This window comes from Catellatospora sp. TT07R-123, assembly GCF_018327705.1.
Classification (GTDB): Bacteria; Actinomycetota; Actinomycetes; order Mycobacteriales; family Micromonosporaceae; genus Catellatospora.
On record NZ_BNEM01000002.1, the window covers coordinates 1,698,224 to 1,724,848 of the forward strand.

At 72.7% G+C, this 26,625-nt stretch carries 20 protein-coding genes; 9 read left to right on the forward strand and 11 right to left on the reverse strand.

The window, feature by feature from the left end; all coding sequences use genetic code 11:
• Nucleotides 1-42: 42 nt before the first annotated feature.
• From Cs7R123_RS27620 to Cs7R123_RS27635, 4 genes are all read right to left on the reverse strand, one after another.
• Nucleotides 43-498, reverse strand: coding sequence for a hypothetical protein (locus Cs7R123_RS27620; protein WP_212830620.1), 456 nt, complete (start codon nt 496-498; stop codon nt 43-45).
• Nucleotides 499-639: 141 nt separating this feature from the next.
• Complete coding sequence (locus Cs7R123_RS27625; RefSeq protein ID WP_212830621.1) at nt 640-1,419, reverse strand: class I SAM-dependent methyltransferase; 780 nt, start codon at nt 1,417-1,419, stop codon at nt 640-642.
• Between the two features lie 152 nt (nt 1,420-1,571).
• On the reverse strand, nt 1,572-4,838 hold the full coding sequence (locus Cs7R123_RS27630; RefSeq protein WP_212830622.1) for a hypothetical protein: 3,267 nt from the start codon (nt 4,836-4,838) through the stop codon (nt 1,572-1,574).
• 74 nt (nt 4,839-4,912) lie between these two features.
• Complete coding sequence (locus Cs7R123_RS27635) at nt 4,913-5,644, reverse strand: DUF4253 domain-containing protein (RefSeq protein WP_212830623.1); 732 nt, start codon at nt 5,642-5,644, stop codon at nt 4,913-4,915.
• A 372-nt stretch (nt 5,645-6,016) separates the two neighbouring features.
• Between Cs7R123_RS27635 and Cs7R123_RS27640 the strand changes: the two genes are divergently transcribed.
• The 5 genes from Cs7R123_RS27640 (at nt 6,017) to Cs7R123_RS27660 (ending at nt 12,919) form a co-directional block, all read left to right on the forward strand.
• Nucleotides 6,017-7,075: a zinc-dependent alcohol dehydrogenase family protein gene (locus Cs7R123_RS27640; protein WP_212830625.1), complete on the forward strand. Its 1,059-nt coding sequence runs from the start codon at nt 6,017-6,019 to the stop codon at nt 7,073-7,075.
• Between the two features lie 46 nt (nt 7,076-7,121).
• Nucleotides 7,122-8,279 (forward strand): acyl-CoA dehydrogenase family protein, encoded by a 1,158-nt coding sequence (locus Cs7R123_RS27645; RefSeq protein ID WP_212830626.1) that lies wholly within the window; start codon nt 7,122-7,124, stop codon nt 8,277-8,279.
• Between the two features lie 160 nt (nt 8,280-8,439).
• Entirely contained in the window at nt 8,440-10,497 is a 2,058-nt protein-coding gene (locus Cs7R123_RS27650; RefSeq protein ID WP_212830628.1) for a diguanylate cyclase, read from the forward strand.
• A 161-nt stretch (nt 10,498-10,658) separates the two neighbouring features.
• Nucleotides 10,659-11,675 carry a LacI family DNA-binding transcriptional regulator gene (locus tag Cs7R123_RS27655; protein WP_212830629.1) on the forward strand — a complete coding sequence of 339 codons (1,017 nt, stop codon included), beginning with the start codon at nt 10,659-10,661 and terminating at the stop codon, nt 11,673-11,675.
• Nucleotides 11,672-12,919 (forward strand): MFS transporter, encoded by a 1,248-nt coding sequence (locus Cs7R123_RS27660; RefSeq protein ID WP_212830632.1) that lies wholly within the window; start codon nt 11,672-11,674, stop codon nt 12,917-12,919. Before Cs7R123_RS27655 ends, Cs7R123_RS27660 begins: the two co-directional genes overlap by 4 nt.
• Before the next feature lie 61 nt (nt 12,920-12,980).
• Here the strand turns inward: Cs7R123_RS27660 and Cs7R123_RS27665 are convergent, their stop codons facing one another.
• Nucleotides 12,981-14,174: an MFS transporter gene (locus tag Cs7R123_RS27665; protein ID WP_212830634.1), complete on the reverse strand. Its 1,194-nt coding sequence runs from the start codon at nt 14,172-14,174 to the stop codon at nt 12,981-12,983.
• 162 nt (nt 14,175-14,336) lie between these two features.
• Here Cs7R123_RS27665 and Cs7R123_RS27670 point away from each other — a divergent pair, with 162 nt between their 5' ends.
• From Cs7R123_RS27670 to Cs7R123_RS27680, 3 genes are all read left to right on the forward strand, one after another.
• Complete coding sequence (locus tag Cs7R123_RS27670) at nt 14,337-15,848, forward strand: sulfatase (protein WP_212830636.1); 1,512 nt, start codon at nt 14,337-14,339, stop codon at nt 15,846-15,848.
• Nucleotides 15,849-16,336: 488 nt separating this feature from the next.
• Nucleotides 16,337-17,524: an NAD(P)/FAD-dependent oxidoreductase gene (locus tag Cs7R123_RS27675; RefSeq protein ID WP_212830638.1), complete on the forward strand. Its 1,188-nt coding sequence runs from the start codon at nt 16,337-16,339 to the stop codon at nt 17,522-17,524.
• 145 nt (nt 17,525-17,669) lie between these two features.
• Nucleotides 17,670-19,013 (forward strand): LuxR family transcriptional regulator, encoded by a 1,344-nt coding sequence (locus Cs7R123_RS27680; protein WP_212830640.1) that lies wholly within the window; start codon nt 17,670-17,672, stop codon nt 19,011-19,013.
• Here Cs7R123_RS27680 and Cs7R123_RS27685 read toward each other — a convergent pair whose 3' ends face one another.
• On the reverse strand, nt 19,014-19,628 hold the full coding sequence (locus Cs7R123_RS27685) for a hypothetical protein (protein ID WP_212830641.1): 615 nt from the start codon (nt 19,626-19,628) through the stop codon (nt 19,014-19,016).
• A gap of 266 nt (nt 19,629-19,894) precedes the next feature.
• Here Cs7R123_RS27685 and Cs7R123_RS27690 point away from each other — a divergent pair, with 266 nt between their 5' ends.
• Nucleotides 19,895-20,467 carry a TIGR03086 family metal-binding protein gene (locus Cs7R123_RS27690; protein ID WP_212830643.1) on the forward strand — a complete coding sequence of 191 codons (573 nt, stop codon included), beginning with the start codon at nt 19,895-19,897 and terminating at the stop codon, nt 20,465-20,467.
• 113 nt (nt 20,468-20,580) lie between these two features.
• Here Cs7R123_RS27690 and Cs7R123_RS27695 read toward each other — a convergent pair whose 3' ends face one another.
• The 5 genes from Cs7R123_RS27695 to Cs7R123_RS27715 all read right to left on the reverse strand — a co-directional run bounded on the left by Cs7R123_RS27695 (nt 20,581) and on the right by Cs7R123_RS27715 (nt 26,441).
• Entirely contained in the window at nt 20,581-21,234 is a 654-nt protein-coding gene (locus tag Cs7R123_RS27695) for a spermidine synthase (RefSeq protein WP_212830645.1), read from the reverse strand.
• Nucleotides 21,235-21,322: 88 nt separating this feature from the next.
• The gene (locus Cs7R123_RS27700; protein WP_212830647.1) at nt 21,323-22,951 is read right to left on the reverse strand and encodes a glycoside hydrolase family 10 protein; all 1,629 of its coding nucleotides are present in this window, start codon (nt 22,949-22,951) and stop codon (nt 21,323-21,325) included.
• A 183-nt stretch (nt 22,952-23,134) separates the two neighbouring features.
• Complete coding sequence (locus tag Cs7R123_RS27705) at nt 23,135-24,043, reverse strand: hypothetical protein (RefSeq protein ID WP_212830649.1); 909 nt, start codon at nt 24,041-24,043, stop codon at nt 23,135-23,137.
• Nucleotides 24,044-24,140: 97 nt separating this feature from the next.
• Nucleotides 24,141-24,953 (reverse strand): MOSC domain-containing protein, encoded by an 813-nt coding sequence (locus tag Cs7R123_RS27710; protein ID WP_212830650.1) that lies wholly within the window; start codon nt 24,951-24,953, stop codon nt 24,141-24,143.
• A 24-nt stretch (nt 24,954-24,977) separates the two neighbouring features.
• Nucleotides 24,978-26,441, reverse strand: coding sequence for a multicopper oxidase family protein (locus Cs7R123_RS27715; protein ID WP_212830652.1), 1,464 nt, complete (start codon nt 26,439-26,441; stop codon nt 24,978-24,980).
• Nucleotides 26,442-26,625 lie beyond the last annotated feature (184 nt).

The following is a 26,625-nucleotide window of genomic DNA, read 5'->3' on the forward strand; positions in this document are numbered from 1 at the left end:
AGCCTTCGTCCTGGACCCGCGGCAGCGTGCCAGAGTCGGCGATCAGTAGTTGCCGCTCGCCACGGCCCAGGCGTACGGGCCGACCGAGAGAAGCAGCCCGAGCAGCGCGATCATCGCCACCCGGATCCGGCCCTTGGCCGTGTAGACGACAGCGCCGACGAGCCCGAGGATCGCGCCGGGCACGGCCACGGCGAGCATCGCGAGGCCGAGCACCTGCCCGACGTCGTCCGGATCGTCAGGTCCGACGGCAGGCAACAGGCTGCCGAAAGCGTAGATGGCGCAGCCGAGGGCACCGAGCAGTACGGCCAGGCTGGCCATGGGCCCGCGCCGGCTTCCGGCGGCAGGCGGCGACACGGCCAGGTCGGGTGTGGTGGTGGACGGCTGCTGTGCCGGAGTGCGCCGTCGGGCCAGCTCGACCACGCCGACCACGGCACCAGCGGCGGCGGCCAGCGCACTGATGACTCCTGCCCCAGCCGAAAGAGAGTCTTCGATGCTCACCGGCGGAGTCTCGCAGACGGCAGCAGGCGGTGCAGTCGTCCCTTCAGCCATCACTGCCCGCCGAGAGCGCGAACACCCCGCCCCGGAAACGGTCCAGGAATGCTCCCTGAGGCCCCTCCGCCTCGGTTCCCCGGCTGGCGCTCAGACCGCCACGACCGTGTACGAGTCCAACGACATCACGTCGCCGCTCTCCGCCATCGACCGGATCACGTCAAGCTGGCTGGCCACGAAGGAGGACCGGCCTGCTGACTCCTCCGCCCGGCACACGTCGACCTCCCAGCCGCCGTCCTGTAGACCACGCGAGTCCACCGACTCGTCGGCGACGATCCGCCACCCCGCCTCGGTCAGCGCGGCAGCCCGCGCCCGCGAGAGCGGCGTGCGGATGTTGCCCGCGTCGATCCCCAGCTGGGCCTGTGCCAGCACCGCCAGGTGGTGCGGAACCTGCGCGAGAGTGCGCGGCGTCAGGTCCCACTCGGAGAAGCACAGCGTCGCAGCCCAACCCTTCGCGGCGGCGAGCTGCTCGCGCAGCTGCCCGGCCGAGTCGAAGTACCAGGAGCAGTGCGCGAGCACGACGCAGTCGTAGGGCCCGTCGTCCACCGTGGCGCCGTCCCACTCGAACCGGAACTCGATCCTCGACCCGAGCGGCCCCTGGCGCAGATGATCGGCCGAGTCCCACACCGTGACGGGCGCGCCGTAATCGGACGGCGCCGGGTCGACCGCGGTGACGTGGCCGTCCGGCCCGACCGCGTGGGCGAGCGCGACCGTCGTCTCACCCTGCCCGCAGCCGATCTCCAGCACCCGCATGCCCGGCTTGATGCCCCACCGGCTGACGAGTTCGCAGCGGAACGCCGTCTGGGTCTCCTGGATCTGCGGGCCGGTGGAATAGCCGAGCATGAGCTGGGCGAGCTCGCGTGAGTCCATCCCTGAACCCTACGGCCACGGGGCGGCCGGACGCCGGACACCCCGGCGAGGCTGGCGGTAGACGTGCCGGTCGTCGACCGTCCAGTTCCCACCGGTGGTCGCGGCGCAGGCACTCGCCGACGACCGCCGCACCGGCAGGGTCATGCCCGGCGTCAGCTCATGTCGACGGCGTACGCCTCCTCGCGCACGTCCGGGTCAGGGTGCTGCCGCAGCTCGACCAGCAGCTCCCGCCACGGCGTCTTCCAGCCGTAGCCGGCCCCGTAGCGGACCATCGTCACCGCGAACAGCCCGCCGGTGAGATCGCCGCGCCGGGCCAGCCCGGCGATGGTACGGGCGAGGTCGGCGGGGTCGGGCGACTCGCGCAGGCCCCGCAGGCGCGCCCCGACCCGTTCGGCGGTGCGGAAAGCGAGGACGGGCCGACCCGCGCACAGACCGGCGATCTCATCCAGATTGTCCAGTCTGCCGAGATCCACCAACAGGCCGATGGCCGTGGCGGCGTACGCGGGACGGCCCGCCAGCCACCGTGCCGCCGCGACCAGCGCAGTCCGGTCCGCATCAGCCTGCCGCGTCCCGGAGAGGACGACCGCGCCCCGGGTGAGCAGTTCGATGCGGCGGCGGGCCGGGCGGTCCGACTCAGGGCCGTCCGGCAGGTCGTCGCCCGCGTCGCGGTCCACGAGCCGGGCCAGCGCGTCGCCGAGCGCCGCGTCGCCGCCTGCCCGCAGCAGGTTCGCGACCTCCATCTGCACGACCGTCTCACCGAGGTCGGTGAGACGGTCCACGACCAGCCCGGCAGCGCCGGTCAGCCACGGCGACCACTGACCGAGCTGCCCGAACGCCGCGCGCCGGACCTCCCGGTCGGCGGATCCGCACGCCTCGACCACGAACGCCGCGTAGCGGGTGCGGTGCCGTTCCGGGATCAGGTACGGGTATGCGTTCAGGACCGCGCGCTGCTCCTCCCGGCTGCCGTCGACCGCGGTCCGCAGGATGGTCCAGCTCGCCTCGGTCTGCAACCGCTGGCGGGCGGCGGAGACGATCGCCGCGCGCACGTCGCGGTGCGCATCCGGGTTCGCGTACGCGTCGAGCAGCACCGCCATCGCCTGCGGTGGTCCGTAGCGGGCCAGCAGCCGGGCCGCCTCCTTCCGGCTCGTGATCTTGACGGGGCCGGTCAGCACCTCGCCCAGCACCTCGAGCAGCCGGGACGGCCGGACGTGCCGGGCAGCCCGGCTCGCGGCGTACACCGCGACCCGCGCCCGGTCGCCGTCGGCGTATCGGAGCAGCACCGGCAATGCCTCGTCCGGCCGGTCGGTCCAGACCAGCGCACCCAGCGCCGCCTCGGCGAGCACCACCTCGGGGGCGTCGAGGTGGCGCAGCACCAGTTCACGCCCCGTAACGCCGACGCCGGCGGCGGCCCGGACCGCCGCCGCGCGCTGCTGCACGCCCTGCCCGGCGTCGGTGATGACCAGCTCCTGCAGGTCCACGAAGCGGGCCTGGTGGCGGGGCAGCCAGTGCTCGGCGCGAAGCGCCCAGGCGGGCACCCATGCCGTCCCCGACTCCACGAACCGGCCGCGCGGGCTGCGGTTGTCCAGCACCTGGTCGAGCAGATCGGTACGGCGGACGCAGACGGTCTCCCACACCTGGTGGATCGCCACCGCGGTCGCGTCGACCGCCAGCACCTCGGCGACCCGGTCCGTGCGGGTCCGCGGGTCGTCGAGCCAGAACTCGATCGCCGTACGGGCCACCGAGGGCAGCGTGTGCGGGTCGATCGCCCGGCGCAGCAGGTCCTGCAACTGCGGGAGCTGCCAGGCCCGCCTGCCGAGCGCGCGGGTGAGCGCGAACAGCGGACCGTAGCGGCTGCGGGCGATGCCCGCCTCGGCCCAGCCGCGCAGCCGTTCGAAGACCATCGCCTCCTGGCCCCGGCGCAGCACCGTGTCGAACCGGCGCAGCACCGGCACGTGCGCACTGCCGCTGACCAGGTCGATCGTCAGCAGCGCCCACTCGCGAAGCTCAGGCACGGCGACGTGGTGCTGCAGGACGTCGACGGCGAGCCGGCTCAGCGCCGCCGAGGTGGCGGCGGACGCGTCACGCGCGTCGACCGCGTCGGTGGTCAGCTGCGTGAGCCCGGCGGCCGTATCCGCCGTGAGCAGCGGGGCCACCTTCGCGAGCGCGGTGAGCCCCGCCGCGCGTACCGGATCCTGCTCGTTGCGCAGCCGGCCGAGCCGCGCGACCACCTCGGCCACCACCTGCGGGTCGCGGGAGCGGCGGGCCGCTTCCACCAGCAGCGCGTAGCCCTGCGCCCGCTCGTCGGCGTCGCCGGAGCGCAGTGCTGAGCCCAGCGCCAGGGACGCGTCCGGCCAGGCCAGGTAGGCACTCCAGGTGCGCACGTCGGCTTCCCGCTCCTGAACCTTCGCCAGGCCCAGGACCCGGGTCGCCTCGCGGATCCGGACCGCGGCCGGCAGCACCTCCATGAGCTCGGCAGCCGGGATCAGCGTCGCCGTGTCCGCCTCGGCCACGGCATGGTCGTACAGCTGTCCGCGCCGGGCCGGGACGACGGCGTCGAGCAGCGCTGCCAGCGCCCGGCCGTGCTCCCGGAACCGGGCGGCGAGCGGTGCCAGTTCGTCGTCGGGCAGTGCCGCGAGACGGCGCAGCAGGGCCGGCGGCAGCACGGTCCGCTTCAGCCAGGACGCGCGGCCCGGGGCGATGAGCAGGCGGGCGACGCGACTCGCGTCGTGTGCGGCGAGTTTCCCGTACGCGCTGAGCCGGCCGGGCAGCGATTCCTCGGGTGCGTACCGTTCGAGCAGGTCGAGGGCCTGAGCCGGGTCGCATCGCAGCAGCGCGTCGGCAGCGCCGGCCCAGATCCTCGGCCGCGTCTCGGGCAGGGCCGCGGCCAGCCGCTCGCGGATCCGGTCCAGCAGCGGGCCGGGATGCCACCGGACCAGCCGTTCGAGGTTGAACGCGTGCTCCAGGTCGGGCAGCAGCGCCCGTACCGTATCGGCGCCGCAGGCGGGCAGCAGCGCGGCCGCCTCCTCGTCACCGAACCGGGCCCGGACCTCGATGATCAGCGCGTCGGCGACGGCAGGGGCATGCGTACGGCGCAGGGCCTGGTACACGCGCCGCCGCTCCATGACCGGCCGGTCGGCGAGATCGCCGACCGTGATGCCGGTGCGCACCGCCGCCGTCAGGGCCAGGCCCCTGACCGACGGCTGCGGGTCGTTCGTCGCGGCGGCGATGCCGTCGGCATCCCGGACCACCAGCGCGGCGACCAGGGCCAGCTGCCGCTCGTACGGGCCGTGCTCGCGCAGGTCGGCGCAGACCTGGGCACGGTCGGGCGCCAGGCGCGCCCATTGCGCCAGGTGGATCATCCGCTGGCGGTACGGCAGCGGGTCGAGCGAGGTCAGCAGGGTGCGGGTGGCTGGGAGCACGGCGTAGATTGTGCCCGCAGCCGCACCTCGGTGAGAGGCCGGGCCGGAGGATCAGCTCCGGTCGACGGATCCGTTCAGTCCCACCAGAAGTACCAGCGCCGGGCCGGGACCTGTTTCCTCGCCACCCACTCCGGATCGCCGAAGACCTGCCCGAGGTCCGGGCAGTACGCCCACTGCTCCTCGGTCACCTCGCTGATCTCCGCCGGTGTGATGGGCGGCCGGTGCACGACGAACTCCACCGACGAATGGTCCAGGTGCAGCACCTCGGCGCCGAAGCGGTCCCGCCACGACGTCCAGACCGCGGCATGATCGGCGGAGGTCAGCCACGGGTGCGACGCGTCACCGCACCAGTTGTTCGCGTACGGCGCCCGCAGCGGCAGCGGCAGGTCGGTGCCGCCCGCCGCAGCCGGCAGCAACAGCAGCCAGGCAGTCGGGTTGAGCTCGCTCTCCAGGAACTTCGAGCCGGTGAACGGGGCCGGCTCCAGCCGGGGCACCACGGCCGACCAATTCCCCCACTTGGCCTCACGCAGCCAGTCCTCCCGCGTGGCCGCACGTAGCTGCGCGATCATCTGCGCCGGTGCGAGCGGGCTGGCCACCGCCCGTTCTCCGGCGTGCAACGCGAACTCGGCCGGGCGCAGCGGCGACACGAACGGCCACAGCCCCGTCTCGCCGTGCACGTCACGCAGCTGCTCCCAGACGGTGTGCCAGTCCCGGGGCGCGGGCGCACCGAACAGGTGCAGGTCGCCGACCGGCGCCGAGCACAGCCCGGGCAGAAATACCCCCCAGGTGTCCAGCAGCCGTTGCATAAGCGCATGCTCCCGCTCGCCTGCCGGCGGTTCCACCGGTTCCGGTCCGTTCACCTGCCTGCGACGCACCATGCAGACCTCCTTGACGCGATCATCGTGCCCGACCCCGTATTCGTGGTGCCGAGCCGGTGCAGCCTGAGTCGATGTAGACACCGGACGACGCGCGAGTCGGCGAACATCGACACGTGGGCCCGTTGGCGTCTGCGGGCGGCCGAACACCGCGATGCCCAGGTCGGGGCCACTGCTCCTGCGTAGAGTGGAGACATGGCCGCGGAGCGCGGAACCGGGCGCTGACGGCAGCGGCATCGAGGTCGCCAGGACGCCCGCCGAGTTCGTCAGGCGGTTAGAGACAGGTCAGCCATGCCTCACACCATGAGCGCGCTCGTCGCCGGAGAGGTCGGCGAGCCTGCCGATGTCCTGCGGCTGGAGTCGCGACCCGTTCCCACGCCGACAGCCGGCCAGGCGCTGATCCGGGTGAAGGCGACCCCGATCCACGCCAGCGACCTGCACGTTCTCCGCGGCCGATACGGCTTCTCCCCGGAGTTCCCCACCGTCGGGGGCCACATGGAATGCGTGGGCCGGGTAGAGGCCCTGGGCCCGGACGCCGAGGGGCTGGAGATCGGCCAGCGCGTGGTGGTCGCAGCCGTCCCCGCGGTGCCCGGCCCTCCCGTGTCCGGCACCTGGCAGGAATACCTCGTCGCCGATGTCCGACGGCTCCTGCCGGTCCCCGACGGCCTGAGCGATTCCAGCGCCGGCCAACTCGCCGTCAACCCGCTGACCGCGCTGCTGCTCGTGACCCGCGAACTCGACGTGCAGCCAGGTGAATGGCTGCTACAGACGGCCGCGGGCTCCACCGTCGGCCGGCTCGTCATCCAGCTGTGCCGGCACCTGGGCGTCCGCACGATCAACATCGTGCGGCGGCGCGCCGCCGTCGCGGAGATCAGGGCGCTCGGCGGTGACGAGGTCGTCTGCACCGAGGACGAAGACCTGCTGCGACGGGTGGCCGAGATCGCAGGAGACGACGGCGTACGCAAAGCCGTCGACTGTGTCGCCGGGCCGGTCGGCGCCCAGGTGTCCCAGGCACTGGCCCCGGGAGGGCAGGTCGTCGTCTATGGAGCGCTGTCCACCCACCGGCAGACCGATCCGGCAGCGCTGACGATCCCCGTGCAGGCACGCTCGCTCATCTACGAGACCAAGGCGGTCCGCGGCTTCTGGCTGAACCGCTGGTTCGGCACCACCCCGCCCGAAGAGGCGCTGCGCGCGCTGTCCCAGGTACGCAGCCTCGCCACCGACGGCGTGCTGACCATCCCCGAAGGCCAGCCGTTCCCGCTCGAACGCTTCGCCGAAGCCATCGCCCTGGCCGAAGCGCCCGCCCACGGCACCAAACCGCTCCTCGTCTTCGAGGACAACCACGGCAGTCACGCCGGGTGACAGACGGCTGCGGGCGCGGAGCCGGCCGACCGTTACGGTGATGGCCGTGACGTCACCCCTTTCGATCCTGTCCGATGTCTCGGCGCTGACCGAGCAGATCGCGGCGGCCGCCGCCCAGACCGAACACGACCGCGCAGTGCCCCGGCACCTCGTCTCCGGCCTGGCCGAGGCCGGAGTGTTCCGGATCGCGGCACCGGCGTCGGCCGGGGGCGCCGAGGCCTCCCCCGCCGCCATGTACGAGGTGTTCGAGCAGCTGGGCCGTGCCGACGGATCGACCGGATGGTGCGCGATGATCGCCGCGGCCACCAGCGCCGTCCTCGGGCGCCTCGACCCGGCCGTCGCCAAGGGCCTGCTCGCCGATCCGGGGTTCCTCATCGCCGGGGTGGCCGCCCCGTCGGGACGCGCCGTCCGGACCGACGGCGGCTACCGCGTCAGCGGGAGATGGACGTTCGCCAGCGCCTCCCGGCACGCGACCTGGCTGGTGGGCGGCTGCGTCGTCGTCGACGCGGGCGGTGTGGTGGTCGGGCCGCAGGGCCTGCCGGAGATGGTGCTCGCCGTGCTGCCCGCCGGGCAGGTGACCGTCCACGACACCTGGCACGCGGTCGGCCTGTGCGGCACGGGCAGCCACGACTTCACCGCCGAGGACGTCCTCGTACCGGCCGACCACACCTTCTCCCTGGCCGACCCGCCGGTCCACGACTCCCCGCTGTACGCGTTCCCGTTCCGCAGCCTGCTCGCCTTCGGCATCGCCGCGGTGGCGCTCGGGATCGCCGACGCCGCGCTCGCCGAGTTCAGCCGGCTCGCCGCCGCCAAGGCCAACCCGATGACCGGCCAGGTGCTCGCCGCGAAGCCGGCCGCGCAGGCGGCGTTCGCGCAGGCGACCGGGCTGCGCCACGCGGGACGGGCCTACCTGCTCGACGAGATCGGCCGCTGCTGGGACCTGGCCGCCGCCGGGCAGCAGGCGACCGTCGAGGACCAGGCGCGGCTGCGGCTCGCGATCACCCAGGCCACCGCGATGGCCGCGCAGGCGGTCGACCTGCTCTACCGTACCGCCGGGGGCTCCTCGGTCTTTCTGTCCAGCCCGCTGCAGCGGCACTTCCGCGACGTCCACACGGCGACCCAGCATGCCCTCGTCGGCGCCGACTCCCTCGAACTGGCCGGGGCGCTCCTGCTCCAGCAGCAGGTGAGCACGTTGCGGCTGTGAGCCGGGTGGATCCCCGGGCGCAATCCCGCAAGCCGTGCCCGTCGGCGATGCTGCCGCGCAAGACTTGTGGCGGGAGCAGGCGCGCACCTTGGGAGGCGCCACGGGGATCAGCCGAGCGCTGTGGCCGACCCGGCCGGGCGGTGAACCCGACCGGGTCGTGATGACAGCCGTGCTGGTCGGGGGCCTGTGGCTGGTCTTTTATGCCGTCCTGGTCTATTTGACCCATACATCGCGTCCTGCTGCTATTTTCGTCGGCAACGTCCTGTATCTGTTCCCGATCGCCGCGGCGGCGGGGCTGAGCGTCTTCGCCGCGGTTCGCACCAGCGGCCGGGTCCGTATCGCGTGGCGGCTGCTGGCCGCGTCGAACGTGCTGTGGCTCGCCGGAGAGACACTGTGGGCCGTGTCCGCCTACCGGTCGCCGGACGACGTTCCGGTCCCGTCGGTGTCCGACATCGGCTACTTCCTGTCCTACCTGCTGGCCGTTCCGGCGATCATCGTCGGTCTCGGGATGGGCCTGCTGGGACGTACCCGCAGACTGCTCGACGCCCTGCTCGTCGCCGCGGGCGGGGTGGCGCTGGGCTGGCAGCTGCTCATCGGCCCGCTGATGCCGAGCAGCTGGGACGCCGCGACGATCACCGCGTTCATCTACCCGGTGCTGTCGGTCGCGCTGGTCAGCGTCCTGGCGGCGGTGGTGTTCAGCGGCGGGCAGCGGGTTCCCCGGTCGATGATGATCGTCGGGGCGGCGTTCGGGCTGGCGGCGGTGACCGACGCCGCGTACGCCTACCTCACCCTCGAACACGAGTACACCAACGCGAGCTGGCTCAACGTCGGCTGGCAGGCGGAGGCGGTGCTGCTGTGCATCGCCGCGCTGATCGCCGCGCGCTCGCGGGAGTCCGACGAGCCGACGACCCTGGAACCGGACCTGTCGTCGCTGCCGGCGGTGGTCGCGGTGGTCGCGGTGTGCGGAGTGGCGCTGGCCGACCTGATCGTGGTCGGCCAGCTGTCGCGCGTCACGGTGGCGTTGACGCTGCTGCTGCTCGTGGGTCTGCTGGTGCGGCAGATCAGCCTGGCACGCGGGCGCTGGCGGGTGACGCAGCGGCTGCGTACGGATGCGCTCACCGATCCGCTGACCGGCCTGTACAACCGGCGCCACTTCGAGGAGTCGCTGCGGTTCGAGGCGGTGTCCGCGGCCCGGCACGAGGCGCCGCTGAGCGTGGTCCTGGTGGATCTGGACCACTTCAAGGACGTCAACGACACGTACGGGCACGCGGCGGGGGACGCGGTGCTGGTAGAGGTGGCGCGGCTGCTGCGGCAGTCGGTGCGCAGCACCGATCTGATCTGCCGGTACGGCGGTGAGGAGTTCGCGTGCCTGCTGCCGGGCACCGACGCGCAGGCGGCGGTCGACCTGGCGGAGCGGATCCGCCAGAGCGTGTGCCGGACACCGGTGCCGGTGCCGGGCAGTTCTGACCATGTGCTGCTCACGGCCTCGTTCGGGGTCGCCACGGCCGAGCCTGGGCAGGTCGACACCGGCAAGCTGGTCGAGGTCGCCGACGAGGCGCTGTACCGGGCCAAGGCGCTCGGCCGCGACCGGGTCGTCGGTTCGGGGGTCGTGCCGGCTGCCGCCGACCCGGCAGGCGAGCTGCCGCCGGGGCTGATCTGGCTGGCGGACCGGGTCGACGAGGCACTCGGCCGGCGCGACCGGGCGGCGCTGGTGTCGCGCTGGTCGGCGCATACTGCTGCGCGGCTGGGTCTCGATCCCGCCACGCAGGCCCGGATCGCCGCTGCCGCCCGGGTGGCGGACATCGGCCGGATCACCGCGGCGCTGGACTCGCCCTCGGCGGAGCAGATCCGCCGACACCCGGCCGAGGGCGCCCGGCTGCTGGTGGAGCTGGCCGGCCGGGCTGACCTGGGCGACCTGGTCGCGGCCTATCATGAGCGTGCCGACGGCTCCGGCTATCCGCTCGGCCTCAGTGCCGACGACATACCCGTCGGCGCACGGATCATCGCGGTGTGCGACACCTGGGCCACGATGCGCGCCGGCGGGTCGGCGGGGGCCGGCGAGGACCAGGCCAGGGCGGAGCTGAGCCGGGATACGCGGTTCGACCCCGCGGTCGTCGCCGCTTTCCTCAGCATCGTCGACGAGTGCGCGGCCGACCGGGGTTCATCACGCCGTGACGGTGCCGCCGTGCTGCCGGCGGCGGGCGAGCAGCCCAAGTGACGAACGTGCCGGGGCGCCCGCGTGGTGCGGGCGCCCCGGCACGGGTCGGCTCGCCTGCCATTCCGGCCTCGAATCTCCTGCTCGCTCGGTGAGAGCGCTCTCGGGTCTATCGTTGCGCGAACGCGGCGGCGGGTGATCGCCGTGGAGAGTGCAGGCGCCCGATGAGCAAGGCCAGGCCGACGATCGAGGACGTCGCGCGGGTGGCAGGCGTGTCCCGTGCGACCGCGTCCCGCGTGATCAACGACGCCCCGGGCGCGTCGAGCCCCCTGCGGGCGCGGGTCCGAGCGGCCGTGACCGACCTGGGCTACCAGCCGAACGAGGCCGCCAGAGCGCTGGCCTCCGGTCGGCCGCGAGCGGTGGACGTCATCGCGGTGACCGACGGCCCCGGTATCGAATGGCTCGGCGCCCATCCGTACTTCAGCCGGGTCCTGGCAGGCATGATGCCGGTCCTGAAAGACGCCGGCGCGCAGCTGCGGCTGCACGCGATCAGCGGAGCGGCCGGGGACGCCATCGACCAGATCGCCGCCGACGCCACCGTCGGCGCGGTCCTGGCCTACGTCACGCCGGATCTCGCCGCCCGGTTCCACCGCAGGTGCCGCCGGGTGGTGTCGATGGTCCCGACCGCACCCTCGGTGCCCGCGATGCAGGCCGACAACGTCGGCGGGGCGTACGAGGCGGTCCGGGAACTCCACCGGCTCGGCCGACGCCGGATCGCCGCCGTCCACGGTCCCGCGCTCAACCCCTGCGCCATCGACCGGCGCACCGGCTACCGGCGAGCCGTCGAAGACCTCGGGCTGCCGCAGCTCAGCGCCGACGGCGACTTCTACCGCGACGGCGGCCACCACGCCGCACGGGAGCTCCTACGGCAATATCCGGACATCGACGCGATGTTCGTCGCCTGCGACCTGATGGCCGCCGGAGCCGTACAGGCCATCACCGCCACCGGCCGGCGCGTGCCCGACGACGTCGCCATCATCGGCTTCGACGACAGCATCGCCGCCGTATGCAGCAACCCGCCGCTGACCACGATGCGGCTGCCCGTCGAGGAGATGGCCGCCGACGCCGTCCGGCTGCTCCTCGACGGCATCCCGGCCACCGGCCACCGCCAGCGGTTCCCCGTCGAGCTCGTCACCCGGGACAGCACCCCCGCACCCGCCCATGAAAGGCGCGACCGATGACGCTGACCGGCCAGGTCGAGACCACCGACCCGGCGCTGGACGGACCCGCCGCGCACCCGTCGGCGCTACGCCAGACGCTCACCTCGCCGCTCTACCGGGGCGCGTCCGCCGCGGTGCTGCTCGGATCCGCCGGATACGCCGCCGCCGCACCACAGCTCGCGTCATTCCTGGTCAACGACCTGGGTGCCTCGCTGCGCACCGCCGGCCTGTTCTACCTCACGAACCTGACCGCGCCCGTGGCCGGCTACCTCGTCGGCCGCAGGTCCGACCGCACCGGCCGCCGGCTCGGCCTGTTCCGGCTGTGCGCCGTGCTGGGCTTCGTCGGCTGGCTCGGCATCGCCTACTCGACGCAGCTGTGGATGCCGTTCCTCATCAGCGCCGTCATCGGCGCGTTCGCCGGCTCCGCCGTCTCGCAGCTGTTCGCCGCGATACACGACCAGCTCAAGACGCACCCCCACCCGAACGGCGACGGCGTCGTCGCCGTGGTGCGGATGGCCCTGACCGCGGGCTGGGTGATCGGCCCCGTCACCGGGGCGTTCGTGGCCGCCCACAGCTCGCTGCGCACCCTGCTGGTCGCCGCGGCGTTCTGCACCCTCGCCCAGATCATCCCGCTGGGAACGCTGCGCCTGGCACCTGCCGACCCCGGCGCGGCGCAGCCGTCCGAACCGCGACCAGGCGCTCCCACCACGGCGGAGATGCTGCCGCTGCTCGCGTTCACCGCGCTGTTCATCCTGATCTACGTCGGTGAGCCCATCAAATACGCCTTCCTGCCGATCTACATGACGAAGCAGCTGAACCTCCCGGCCGGGCTCAGCGGAGCGATCATCGGCATCCAGCCGCTGGTCGAGATCATCCTGATGCCGCTGGCCATCGTCGCCGCCCGCCGCATCGGCATGATGCGGCTCATGGTGATCGGCGCCGGTCTCGGCGTCGCCGCGAACATCTGCTTCGCCACCACCGGCACCGCCGCCGGGCTGTTCACCGGCCAGATCCTCATGGGCGCGGTATGGGGCGTGTTCGCCGCCCTGGGCATCCTGGTCGCGCAGAAGCTGCTCCCGGCGGCCGTCGCGACCGCCTCGGCCGTGTTCATCAGCTCCTCCGCCCTGGCCTCCGCGCTGGGCGGCGCGGCCGGCGGACTCGGGGCCGCGTCCATCGGCCTTCCCCACGTCTTCCTGATCCCCGCCGCCGCCGCGCTCCTCGCCGCCATCGGCCTCGCCGTGATGGCCCGCCGCAGCCCCCTCTGAACGCGAAGACCGGCGGCCCGAACCCGCGCCGCCTGCCCGGCCTCCGCCGCCAGCACTGGGGTCAGCCTGCGGCCGGTGACGGCTGCGGCGGCGCGGGGCGCGGCTGGAGCACCGCCGCGGACGCGGCCACCAGCAGGGCGAGCACCGCGGGCACGGACAGCGCGGCGGGCAGCCCGGTGACCTCGGCGGCGGCCCCGATGACGATCGGGCCGACGACGAAGCCGAGGAAGCCGAGGCTGGCCACGCGGGCGATCGCCTGCCCGGCACGGGCCGGGTCCTGGCTGCCCGCCGCCGAGAACACCTGCGGCGCGATGCAGGCCAGCCCCGCGCCGAGGCAGCCGAACCCGGCGACGGCTGCCACCGGGTGCCCGACCAGCAGCGCGGTGCCGAGCCCGAACGCGGCCAGCAGCCCGCTGGCGCGCACGAGGCGCACCGGGCCGAGGGTCCGGGTGAGGCGGTCGCCGACGAGCCGCCCGGCCATCATCATGATCGAGAAGGCGGCGTACGCGGTCGCGGCGAAGCCGGGCGTGCTGCCGAGGCTGTCGCGCAGGTAGACGGTGCTCCAGTCGGCGGCCGCACCCTCCCCCACCAGGCAGCAGAAGACCAGCACCCCGAGCAGCGTCACCCCGGGCAGGGGCGCCGGGCGGCCCGGCTGCGGCTGCGCATCGGCCGCGGCGGGGTCGGCGGCGAGCCGCCAGCGGCCGACCGGCACGGCGGTGACCAGGACCAGGCCGGTGACGGCCAGGAACGTGGTGGTGGCGCTCATTCCGGCGTACGCGCACAGCCCGCCGACCGCGGCGCCCAGGAACCCGCCGACGCTGTACACGGCGTGGAACGACGACATGATCGGTGCCTGCCAGGCCCGCTGCACCTCGACCGCCGCCGCGTTCATGGTGATGTTGAGCAGCCCGTGCGCCGTGCCGAACACCAGCAGCGCGCCGACCAGCAGGGCCAGGTTCCCCGCGAGCGCGGGCGCGACCAGCAGCACGCCGTCGGCGAGCAGGACCGGCACCAGCAGGCGCGCGGCGCCGACGCGGTCGACCAGGCGGCCCGCGGTCTGCATGCCGAGGATGGCCCCGGCGGCGAAGGCGAGCAGGCCGAGGCTGAGCTGCCCGTCGGTGAGCGCCAGGTGCTGTTTGACGGCCGGGATGCGGGCGGTCCAGGTGCCGAGGATGGTGCCGTACAGGGCGAACAGCAGGCTCACCGCGAGCCGGGCGCGCGGCAGCGGACCGCGCTCGGAGGGTGCCGGAGGCATGGTCACCGTCCACTGTGAGGGGTGGCTCGACGGTACCGCAGAGAGCGCTTCCAGCCGGGTGGTGCGGGCGGCGGGGATCGGCGAATGTCAGAGGAATGTAATTAACATTTCGCGACGAAGGATCTTCGCGACCGGTTGACATCCGCTGGCAAATATTTCCACATGCTTCGATTCAATCGTCGGCTGGCGGCAGGTCTCGCCGTCGCAGCCGCAACTGCGCTGGCAGCCTGGATCCCGGCCCCCGCCTCGGGCACCGACCTGGCCGGCTCCGGTGGCGAACTCGCGGCGGCCACGCCGCCCAACATCATCCTCATCCTCACCGACGACCTGGCGTGGAACCTGGTCCAGTACATGCCGCAGGTCCAGCGCCTCCAGCAGGACGGCGTCACGTTCACCAACTACACCGTCACCGACTCGCTGTGCTGCCCGTCCCGGTCGTCGATCTTCACCGGCGAGTTCCCGCACGACACCGGCGTGTTCACCAACGGCGGCACCGACGGCGGGTTCGCGGTGTTCAAGGGCCGGGGCAACGAGTCGCGCACCTTCGCCACCGCACTGCAGGGCCAGGGCTACGCCACGGCGATGATGGGCAAGTACCTCAACGGCTACCTGCCCGCCGACACCCAGGGCGGCAGCCAGCCGTACGTGCCGCCGGGCTGGTCGGACTGGCGCGTGGCCGGCAACGGCTACCCGGAGTACAACTACGACCTCAACGAGAACCACACCGTCGTGCACTACGGCGGCTCCCCGGCCGACTACCTCACCGACGTCGTGTCCGGCAAGGGCCGGGCCTTCGTCCAGAACTCGGTCGCGGCCGGCAAGCCGTTCCTGCTGGAGATCGCCACGTTCGCCCCGCACGGGCCGTTCACCCCGGCCGACGAGGATCTCAACGACTTCCCGGGCCTGACCGCCCCGCGCACCCCGGCCTTCAACAAGCTGCCCGCCAACGCGCCGTCGTGGCTGGCCGCCAACACGCCGCTGACCGCCGCGGAGAAGACCACCATCGACACCAACTTCCGCAAGCGCGCCCAGGCCGTGCAGGCCGTCGACCGGCTCATCCGGGACCTGCGCAGCACGCTCGCGGCCAGCGGCGTCGCCGACAACACCTACATCGTGTTCAGCTCCGACAACGGCTTCCACATGGGCGAGTACCGGCTCCTCCAGGGCAAGATGACCGCCTTCGACACCGACATCCGGGTGCCGCTGATCGTCTCCGGGCCCGGGATCACCCCGGGCAGCACCCGACCTGAGGTCGTGCAGAACATCGACCTGGCCCCGACGTTCCAGCGGATCGGCGGCGCGGACGTCGACCCGAACATCAACGGCCGCAGCCTGCTGCCGCTACTCAACGGCGATGCCGCCCCCAACTGGCGCACCGCGTCACTGATCGAGCACCACGGCCCGAACCAGGCCGCCGACGACCCCGACGCGCAGACCGTCCGCAACGGCAATCCGGTCACCTACTCGGCGCTGCGGACGGCGACCTACACCTATGTGGAGTACTCCAACGGGGAGCGGGAGTACTACGACCGGGTGGCTGACCCGTACCAGCTGAGCAACATCGCGGGCACGCTCACCGCGGCGCGCCTCGCGGCCCTGCACACGGCCCTGGACGCGCTGGTGAACTGCCACAACCAGAACGCCTGCTGGACCGCCGGCCACGTGACGGCCTGACCGGCCGACGGCGCAGGACCGCCCCAGCGGTCCTGCGCCGTGACCGTCGCCAGTTCGCCGCTCACCCGTCGGCCGTGGCTGCGCGGCACCCGGCCGAAGCGCAGCGCCGCACCTCGAAGGGGACGTCCCTGATCGCGGTGAGGACCGGGCGCCATCGGCCCGCCAGTCGGTCGTGAACGTCCCGGTGCTGAACCTGCGAATGTGGCCCGGGTTGTTCCCGGCAGCAGGGATGATCCGGTCACCGATTCCCAGGGTCTCGGCCAGGGGATGCTGCCCGAGACGTCGAGTGCTGGGAACGACCGCCAAATGCGTGATCTTGCCCTTGGCCGCGTCGGTGAGGCAGGCCAGGTGGTAATCCAGGAAGGACTTCACCGCGGCACGTAGCCGCGCTTTCGCCAGCGGGACGATCGGCGCGCTCGTACGGTGCCCTGTCGGGGTGCATCCAGTGCGTCCCTTTTCCAGTTCACGCTGAAGAAGGGACGGTCATCATGACCGGTCTACGCGTCATCGTCGTCGGAGCCGGCATCGGCGGCCTCGCGCTGGCCCAGGGGCTGCGGCGGGCGGGCGTCGACGCCGTCGTGTTCGAGCGCGACACCACCGCCGAGCTGCGTCACCAGGGATATCGGGTGCGCATCGACGCCGACGGGATCACCGCGCTGCGGGCGTTGCTCACCCCGCAGGCGTACGAGCTGTTCGTCGCCACCGCCGGGACACCCGGCGCGGACCTGGACACCTACGACGAGCAGCTGAACCTGCGCCACGCCCAGCGGCTCCCGGCGGTCGAGGGCCTGCCCGCGGGCGGGAACCTGGCGGTCAACCGCGCGACGCTGCGCCAGATTCTGCTGTCGGGCGCCGAGGTGCGGTTCGGGGCCCGGTTGACGCACTATTCGCTGGGGCCGGGCGGGGTCACCGCCCATTTCGCCGACGGCGCCCAGGCGACCGGCGACGTCCTCGTCGGCGCCGACGGGGTCGGTTCGCCCACCCGGGCCCAGTACCTGCCGCAGGCGCGGGTGGTGGACGCGGGGCTGCGGCTGCTGTACGGGAGGATCCCGCTCGCCCAGGTGCAGGACGTGGTGTCGCCGGAGCTGCTCGGGCTGTGGACGACCGTCACGGGGCCGGGCAGGCGCTTCGTCGGCCTGGCGCCCGTGCGCTACGCCGAGCCGCTGCCCGGGGCGGCGGCGCGCATCGCCCCCGGCATCGCCCTTGACCCCGACACCGACTACCTGACCTGCGTCTTCGGCGCGCGGGCGGAGCAGTTCGGCCGGACCGACCGGCAGCTGTTCGCCATGACCGGCGCCGAACTGCGCGAGCTGGCCACCGAGCTGACCGAGGGCTGGCATCCGGCCGTGCGCCAACTGCTCGCGCGGCAGGACCCGGCGACGGTGTTCCCGGTGTCAGTGCGCACCAGCGTCCCGCTGGCGGGCTGGGAGACAGCCGAGCCGGTGACGCTGCTGGGCGACGCGGTCCACGTGATGAGCCCGGCGATCGGCGTCGGCGCCAACACCGCGCTGCGCGACGCGCGCGTGCTGGCCGCCCGGCTGTCGTCCGGCGCCGCGGTCGACGACGCGCTGCGGGCCTACGAGGCCGAGATGATCGGGTACGGCTTCGACGCCGTACGCGCGTCGGCCCAGCGGGGGCAGCTGCTCGTGGGGCAGAACCCGCTGCCCGAAGCCTGACCTGGGGCGGTGTCCGGCTCCCGGACGGTTCCGGGGCCGGGCACCGGCGGTCGGCAGAGGCCGTGGCAGCCGTCGTTCCGGCAGGTCCGCCTGGGCGTGCTGGGGATTTCCCGGGGTGTGGCAGCGGGCCATAGAATCGGCGACCGTGCCGACGGATTCCGGGACGGGCGAACGGATCGCGGCGGCACGGATCCTCACTGAGTCCTTTTTGGATGATGCCCGCACGGCCGACCCGGTGACGCTGCGGGCATCGGTGCGCCAGCTGGACGAGCTGCGCGGCGGCACACCGGTGGACGAGGTGGAGCTGCTGTTCCACACCGCGGCCGGGGTGGTCGGCGTGCGGACCCGGCAGCCGTACGCGAGCAGGCACCTCGACCTCGCCCTCGACCTGTTCGACCCGGACCGGTTCGGCGCCGACGAGCTCTACCTGGAGTGCGCGCTGCTGTGCGCGCTCAGCGCCATCCGGCCGCACGAGGCGCGCCCCCGGTTCGCGCACCTGGTGGAACGGCTGGCCGCGCCGCCCGCGCGCCGGGCCCGGCTGCTCACGATGATCGGGCTGGGTGACGCCTGGTCCGGCGGCCTGGTGCGGGGCCAGGCCGCGCTGGCGCAGGCGCGGCTGCTGGCGATCGAGGCGGGCCGGGTCGACATCCAGGCCGAGGCGACGTCGTTCCTGGCCAAGGTGGAGGCGCTGCGCGGCGACACGGCCGCGGCGGGCGCCTACCTGAGCGAGGCCCGCGACCTGGCCGCGCGGGCCGCGTCGAGCTGGGTGGCCGCGCACATCGCCGAGTGCGCCGCCCCGCTGCACCTGGTCAACGGCGACGTCCAGGCCTGGGTCGGGGTGCTGGAGTTCCTGGTCGGCACGGCCGTCGGCGCGAACTCGGGCCTGTTCTACGAGCACCGCTGGGAGCTGGCCACCCACCACGCCCTGACCGGGGACCGGGCCACGGCGCTGCGGCTGCTGACGGCCATCCCCGACCCGCCGCTGGGGTGGCCGGGCGCCCCGGCCCTGCCCGCGTGGCGGGAGTGGATCTCGGCGCCGGACGACCCCGAGGTCATGGCCCGGTTCGAGCGGTCGCTGACCGGCCTGAACCGGCCCGCCGAGCGGCTGTCGCGGGCCCGGATGGCGTGGCTGCTCGGCGAGCGGCACGCCCGGCTCGGGCGGCGCGTCGACGCGATCCGGCTGCTGGAGACCGCGGCCAGCGGGTACGCCGCGATGGGCGCGGGCGGACCGCTGGCCCGGGTCAGCGCCCTGCTCGACGCCGTCACCGGCCTGACCCCGGCCGCGCCGCGCCACGACCTGCCCCTCACGCCGACCGAGCTGCGGGTGGCGCGGGCGGTGGCGCTGGGCCGCAGCAACCGGGAGACCGCCGAGCAGCTCGGCGTCACCCCGAAGACCGTGGAGTTCCACCTGGCCAACATCTTCCGCAAGCTGGCGGTCCGCAACCGGACCGAGCTCGCGGCGTGCCTGACGCGGCCGGACGGGGCCTGATCAGTCGGGTTCGGATGCTGCGGGCGCCGACGGCAGAAAGCTGGTGCGGGCCCAGGTGAGCAGGCGTTCGTCGGCGAGCTCGGCGGCGAGTTCCTTGAGCGGGGTCACGTACTCCACCTGGTCGGCGGTGAGGTGCTCGCACATCAGGTGCCACCAGACGACGTGCCTGGCCAGCAGCTTGAACGCGAGGTCGCGATCCAGCAGGCCGCCGCGGTAGGAAGCCGCGATCCGCTCCAGGGCCCACAGGACCTTGTAGATGTCGCGCAGCGGCGTCTGGTCGCCCGACGCCTGCATGTCCGGCGGGTACAGCGACAGATCGGCCTGCCCGTCCGCCATGGACATGTACTGGCGCCCGACGAGTTCCTCCCAGCGGGGCTGGTGGTAGCGCTCCTCACCGCCCAGCGCCCGGCCCGTGCGCGCCATGTGGCGCGACAGCCGGCCGCGCGCGTCACCGGTCTCACCGGTGGTGAAGTCCCGCTGCATCTGGATGGTGCGTTCCACAGCCGTCAGCCGTCGCTGGACGCGTAGTTGGACGAGCCCGACGACCACGGCCGCGACGACGGCGATGACCGTACCGGCGGCACCGGTCCACGCCGCCCAGTCGCCACTGCTCATGCGGCCTCGATCCTGATCGGCGCTACGAACCGGTGACAGCTGTTCGTAGCAGGGATGTCGGGGCGCCGCAACTCCCGGACCGCCGCCCTGCCGCGCGTGCGCGCCGCCGGGCGCTCGAAGACGCGTCGTGCCTGCTTGAGGACAGCGGGATACCGGTGCCCCGCGCGGGTGAATACCGCGAACTGAGCACGATCGCGGAAGTCTGGGGTGCCGGGGTTCCCATAGATTCGGCCGGACGACCATACGACCCCCGGAGGCAGTCCCGCATGTCCACCAGCAAGCTGATCGCCAGCGCCGCAGAGACCGTCACCGCGGTGGTGACGGCGCCGCAGATGTCGGCGGTGAGGATGGAGTCGCCGACGCCGAGCGCGGACTGCGACGTGCACGGCCTGTGCCATCACCTGTTGAACTCGATCCACATCTGCCGGACTGCGGCCCGGAAGGAGACCTGGCCCGCCGACCGGGTGGTGACGATGGACCAGCCGCCATGGGTGACGTTTCCGCCGGAACTGCTGACGTTGAGCCAGGCCTGGGCTGCGCCCGGCGCGACCGAGGGTGCGGTGGAGATCCACGGGCGGATGCTCCCCGCAGCGCTGGGCGCCGGGATCACGCTGATGGAACTGGTCGTCCACGGCTGGGAGCTGGCCCGTGCCAGCGGGCAGGACGTCACGTACGACGACGCGGTGCTGGAGGCGGCGCTCACGCAGGTCGAGCAGCTTGCCCCCGGGCTGCGCGGTATGCCGGACGGGTTCGGGCCGGAAGTACCGGTGCCCGCCACCGCAGGCGCGCTGGACCGGCTGCTCGGCCTCAGCGGCCGCGACCCTTATTGGAAGCCCTGACCGGCATACCGCCCCGGAACGGTCGGTCCTCGCTGCGGGGATCGACCGCTCCGGTCCGAGGAACGGCGCGGGATGACGGGCCTCGACCCGCACGGCCCTGCCTCGCCCGGTGATCAGCGTAGGCGGGCCAGGTAGACGACGTCGGGTTCGCCCCGGGGCACGGGCACGCGCAGCGTCTCGACCGGGCCGATCGAGGCGGCGAGCCGCTCGGCGTACGCGGGGGACTCGGCCGCGCTCCACACCGCCAGGACCCCGCCCGGGGCCAGGTGCGCGCGCAGCAGGTCGAGACCGTCGTGCTGGTAGAGGGCGGCGTTGGTGTCGAAGACGGTCCAGTCGGGACCGTTGTCGATGTCGAGGCAGATCGCGTCGAAGACCTCATCGGTGGTACGCAGCCACGTCGTGAGGTCGGCGGTGACCACCCGCACCCGGGGGTCGTCCACGGCTCCGGCGCTGAACCGGCCCAGCGGCCCGCGGTGCCAGCCGACGAGCACCGGTTCGATCTCGGCCACGGTGATCCGGGCAGGCCTGGCGCTGGCGGCCGCCTCGGCCAGAGAGAAGCCGACGCCGAGGCCGCCGATCAGCAGCCGGGCGCCGTCCGGCACGGCGTCGAGGGCGGCGCGTACGAGCAGGCGCTCGGACTGCCCGGCGCGGGTGTCCATGAGGAACACCCCGTTGCTGATCACCTCGTAGTGCCCGTCGAGTTCGCGGAGCACGAGCTCACCGCGTTCGGTGACGGCCCGTTCGACGGTGGCGGCTGCGCTGTTCATCTCCCGAAGCTACCCGCGTCCACCCGATATGTCGCGTTCATTGCGGGCCGGGCCCGCCCGCAGGTGCGGACGGGTCCGGGTCCGGGTGTCAGGGCACCAGTCGCGGCGGGCTGGCCGCACTCTCGTTCCAGAGCCGGTCGACCGACGTCACGTAGTACGTGTAGCGCTGGCCGGCCACCGCGGTGGCGTCGGTGAACGACGTGCCGCGGGTGGTGGTGATCAGGTGGGTGGCGTCGGCGAGGTCGCAGGCGCCCAGGCGCGGGGTGAACCCGTCGAAGCGGTAGACCGCGTACGAGGCGGCCTGGCCGAACGGCCCGACGCCGTCGGCGATGGGCCGCCACGACAGCTCGACGCCGGTGTCGCCGCGGTGGGCGCCGGTGACGACCGGGAACATCAGCGGCTTGGCGGGCAGTTGCGCCATCGTGGGCACGAGGGCGGGCTTGGAGTACTGCTCGGAGGCGACGATGTCGGTGGCGCCGAGCCGGTTGGCCTTGACGTCCTTGGCCGAGAAGTGGACGTTGCCGGAGACGTTGTAGTCCCGGTTGAACGTGATGTGCCTGCTCATCTCGTACGGGTCGAACCACGCCGCGGGCTGCCCCGCCAGGTTGATCTTGTAGTCGGCCTGACCGACGTAGAGCTGCGTGTTCGTGCCCGAGACCACGTCGGACCACCACGGCACGAGCTTGGCGTAGTCGGCCACGGCGAAGCCGATGCTCCAGTACACCTGCGGCACGATGTAGTCCAGCCAGCCCTCCTTGACCCACTTGCGGGTGTCCGCGAAGTTGGCGTCATAGGACTGGGTGCCGTTGGTCTCCGAGCCCAGCGGGTCGCTGGCCTTGTTGCGCCAGATCCCGAACGGGCTCACGCCGAACTTCACCCACGGCTTGCTGGCCTTGATCCGGCCGCTGACCTCCTGGACGAGCAGGTCGATGTTGTGGCGGCGCCAGTCGGCCTTGGTCGCGAAGCCCGCGCCGTACTGGGCGAAGGTGGCCTCGTCGGGGAAGTCCTGACCGGCCGCCGGGTACGGGTAGAAGTAGTCGTCGAAGTGCACGCCGTCGATGTCGTACTTGTCGACCGCGTCCATGATCGCGTTCTGCACGAACGCGCGCACGTCCGGGACGCCCGGGTTGTAGTACAGGCGGCTGCCCGCGGCGTTGACCGGGTAGGCCAGCGCCCACTCCGGGTGCTCGCGCACCGGGTGGTTGGGTGCGAGCTTGCTGATGTCGGCCCCGGCGCCCTGCGGCATCGAGATGCGGTACGGGTTGAACCAGGCGTGGAACTCCAGGTTGCGCGCGTGGGCCTCGGAGACCAGGAACGCCAGCGGGTCCCAGCCGGGGCCGTTGCCGTCACGGGCGCCGGTCAGCCACTCCGACCACGGCTCGTACGGCGACGGCCAGAACGCGTCCGCAGTGGGGCGGACCTGCACGATCACCGCGTTGTTGTTGAGCCGCTGGGCCAGGTCCAGCCACGCCCGGTACTCGGCCTTGAGCGTCTCCTCGTCGCGGCCCGGCGCGCCCGGCCAGTCGATGTTGACGACGCTGGCGATCCACATCGCCCGGAACTGGCGCTTGGGCAGCGCCGGGTTGAGCACGCAGTCGGCGGTGTCCTGGGCTGCCGGGGCACCGCCAGCAGCCGGGACGGCCTGCGCGCCACCAGGCAGCAGCAGGGCGCCGAGCAGCGCCGTGGTCACCGCTGCCGCGGTGATTCTCCTCCGCATGAGATTTCCTCCACATGAGTGGTCCAGTGCAAAGGAAAATTTCACCTACGAGCCAAGAACGCAAGTCTTTCGATCAACTGGATCGCCCAAGACGACGTCAGCCGACTGCTACAAACCCTTTCGGGCATAAATGTCGCTTTCAGCTGCCGCAGGGAGTTCGGCTTCGCCACGCCGCCGGAAGTGTCAGAACTTCAGAAGGTCCTTCGGAAGCTCCTTGACCTCCACAACCTCTGCCGCCTGGAACCACAGCTGAACCCAGGTGGTCGGTCCCCAAGGGACATGAGAGGGATAGGCGACAGGCGGAAGAGGGGGGCAGAGGGTTGCCAGGTCGGCCGTCTCGGCCGGATCGTATGCCAGCCAGTCCGACACGTCGGCCCAGCGCTCACGATCCAGCAAGGAGGAATCGCGAGAACTGAGCTGCCAGGCCAGCGGCGGAAAGTACACGTGTGCGAGCGAGGTCAGCGGCAACGGCCGGTCTACGCCCAGGTTTCCGAACCCGAAAGAGCCGCCGTTGGGACCCGCGATGCGCGCGGTGAGTCCGCGAGCCAGAGCGACTCTGAGTCGAACGTCCTCAGGCAGTCCCACCACGGGGGACTTGTCGATCAGCGCCTTCGCCAGAACTGGATGGGCATCCCTGATCGTCGGGTTGATGCCCATCATCCCGATCAAGATCGATCGGGCCACAGAGCCGGGCCTGAACTCGGCGGACGGCATTGGACAACGCCATTTGAGACGCATGCCCCAGTCCTGCACCCATAGGCTCTTCAGCGACCGGACGAGATCACCATAGGCCCCGTCGTAGGTCGATTGAAGACCATTACAGCCAGGGCACAGCCCGAATACGTAGAGGCCGCCGTCCCGAGGTCTTCCATGGACCATCTTCGGAATCCGGTCCTGCTCGGGTGTGTGGACAACCAGAGCCGAACGGCCGACCTTGTGTGTGTTGCCAGCGCACTGCGGCGGCACATGGGTCTTGGTCAGACGGACCGTCTGCCCACATAGTCCGCATGGGGCCGGGTCGCGGCCATTCCGCGCGGGCAGTATCTGCTGAAAGCCCCGAATCGGCTTATCTATGTCGCTCTTACGATCCATCCGGCGAAACTAGCATCTTCATATCGATCATGTTGGAAATTTTGCCGTTGCCTGATGCTCTGCCACAGGCATGGGCAAAGGACAGATCCGGTGCAGTTCATGAAACCGCCAGCAGCCGCTGACCCACCTTCACGTGTCCTGGAGACAGCACTTGCGCGTACACCCCGAAGCAGGCGGCGCGGCCGAGTCTGGGCAGGTCCTGGCGGTGGTGGCGGGCCAGCGCGGCCAGCAGCCCCCGGTCGGTCGGCTGCCCGGCGGCGTCGAGTGCGGGCACGATGCAGCGCGGCGTGGGCAGCTGGACCCGCAGCAGCACCTCGCCCGCGCGCAGCTCGGCGCCGGGTTCCGGGTCGGCGGGCGCGTCGACGACGTGGTTGGGGCGAAACGGTGCTGCGGCAACGGTGTCACGGCCGGTCTCGGCGGCCAGGCGGGCCAGCGCGCCCGTGGTGACCACATGGATCGCGCCGAAGTCGACGAAGCGGCCGTCGCCGCCCCCGGCCACGCCGGTGACCAGGGCCTGCCCGGGGTCGGCGGCCAGCCAGTCGGGCACCATGCCCGCGTCGTCGGGCAGCAGCCGGTGCAGCCGCGCGTCGGCGGGCACGTCCCGGCTCAGCCGTACCGGGCGGCCGAGCACAGTACTCAACGCATGGTCTGCCTCGGCGGTCCCGGCGAGCAGCTCGCGGCCGCCGACGTGGACGACGGTGTCCTGCCCGGACGGGATGGACGCGCGGACGGCGTGCAGGCCCGCCCAGCGGTGCGGGTGCTTGAGGCTGGCGATCGTGCCGTCGGTCTGGTCCAGGCAGGCCCAGCGCCGGTCCCCGCGCAGGCCGCCCGGCTCCACGTCCACCTCGGGCAGCGCCTCACCGGCGGCGCTCTTCACCGGGTACCGGTAGATCGCGGTTATCGGACCCACTGCTGCTCCACCCGCGTGTCCACGTCAGCTCCCCGGATCGATGACGGCGTACTGGCCCATCATGCCGGAGTCCTCGTGATACAGCAGGTGGCAGTGGAACATGTAGACGCCGGGCCCGGGATGGCGCGGGAACTGCATGATCAGCTCCACCGGCCGGCCGGGCGGCAGGAACACCGTGTCCTTCCAGCCGCGCAGCTGCGGCGGTGGGGCCGCCCCGGCGACGGTCAGCACCTGGAACTGCACACCGTGCACGTGGAAGTTGTGCGGGATGCCGTCGTCGTTGACGACCCGCCAGATCTCGGTGCTGCCCGCGATCGGGCGCGCGTCGACGCGGTCCATGTCCATCGGCAGCCCGTTGATCGCGTCGTCGTCCAGGTGGAACTCGCGGGTCCGGGCGGCCCGGTCCCGGGTCAGCAGAGGCAGCGGCGCGAGCACCGCGGGCAGGTCCGGGCCGGGCCGCAGCACCGGCGCGGGCCGCAGTTGCAGGATGTCGAGGGTGTCGTCGCCGCCGACGAACCGATCGCCGAGCCGGCCCGCGCCCAGCGGGTGCGGGAAGCTGCGCAGCACCTCGGTCCGGCCGGGGTCGAGGTCCACCACGATCTCGGCCCGCTCCCCCGGCGACAGCATGATCCGGCGCAGCCGCACCGGGGCCTCCAGCAGACCGCCGTCGGTGCCGACCAGCGCGAACCGGCGCCCGTCGGTGAGCCCGAAGTCGTAGGTGCGCGCGTTCGACGCGTTCAGCAGCCGCAGCCGCACCCGCCGGGTCACCACCGGCAGGAACGGGCCGGTCACCCCGTTGACCGCGACGGTGTCGCCGAGCAGGCCGATCCCCGCCAGGGGCGCGTTGGCGGCGTCGAGCCGCCCGTCGGCGGTGAACCGCTTGTCCTGCACGATCACGGGGATGTCGTCGACGCCGTACTCGTGCGGCAGCGCGGGCGAGCCGGTCGCCGGGTCGTCGACGATGATCATCCCGGCGAGGCCTCGGTAGACCTGCTGCGCGGTCGCGCCGTGCGGATGCGGATGGTACCAGAGGGTCGCGGCGGGCTGGTCAACCCGCCAGGACGCCGACCACGAGCTGCCCGGGGCGATGAGCTGGTGCGGGCCGCCGTCTGCGGCGGCGGGCACGCGCATGCCGTGCCAGTGCACGCTGGTCGGTTCGGGCAGATCATCGTGTACGTCGACGAGCACCTGCTCGCCCCGGGCCATCCGCAGGGTCGGGCCGAGGTAGCTGCCGTCGAAGCCCTCGGTGCGCACCGGACCCGCGCCGAAGTCGTGCTCGCCGGCCTGGGCGCGCAGGTCGTACACGCGGCGGCCGTGGCGGTCGCGGTGCGACGGTGCCAGCGGCGGGATCGGCAGCGGCCGGTCGAAGCCGGCTCCCGCCGTCGAGATCATCGCTGGGGCCCACACCCACCGGTCGACCGCGAACCCGCTGCCCGCGAGCAGCGTCAGCACGGCGGCAAGGTACGCCAGCCGCCGCCGTACCGCCACCCTGCCGCTTCCTCGCCCGCTCGCCCTCACCCGGGGACTAACGGCGGCGCCGCCACCACGGCGCGCACCTCACCCGGCCGGGCGAGGACGGGCGGGCGGGCCGCGGCGGCGGCGGCGGCAAGATCGCTGTTTCCGGTCGTGCCGCTCACTCAGCACCAATGATCTGACCGCAAACGCCGATCTT